Here is a 278-nt window from a genome sequence, read left to right as displayed (position 1 = left end):
GCTGGTGGAGAAGGACGACTTCGCCGCCGGGACCTCGGGGCGCTCCTCCCGGCTGGTCCACGGCGGCCTGCGCTACCTGGAGCACGGCGACCTCGGCCTGGTCAGGGAGTCGCTGCGGGAACGGGGGACGCTGTACCGGCTGGCGCCGCACCTGGTCCGGCCGGTCCCCATGTACATGCTGGCCGGCGACCGGCGGCACCGGGCCTTGTACCGGGCCGGGCTGACCGTCTACGAGGCACTCGCGGCCGGGCGGAACATCGGCTACCACCAGGGGGTGA

The 278-nt window shown here is 74.1% G+C and carries 1 protein-coding gene; it reads left to right on the top strand.

The annotated features are described in order from the left end of the window. Nucleotides 1–278 (top strand): FAD-dependent oxidoreductase (locus QWY28_RS23665; RefSeq protein WP_300955357.1); only part of this gene is annotated, 278 nt, incomplete at both ends.

It is taken from the genome of Nocardioides oceani (assembly GCF_030412965.1).
Lineage (GTDB): Bacteria > Actinomycetota > Actinomycetes > Propionibacteriales > Nocardioidaceae > Nocardioides > Nocardioides oceani.
This window is presented reverse-complemented; position numbering and strand designations above follow the sequence as displayed.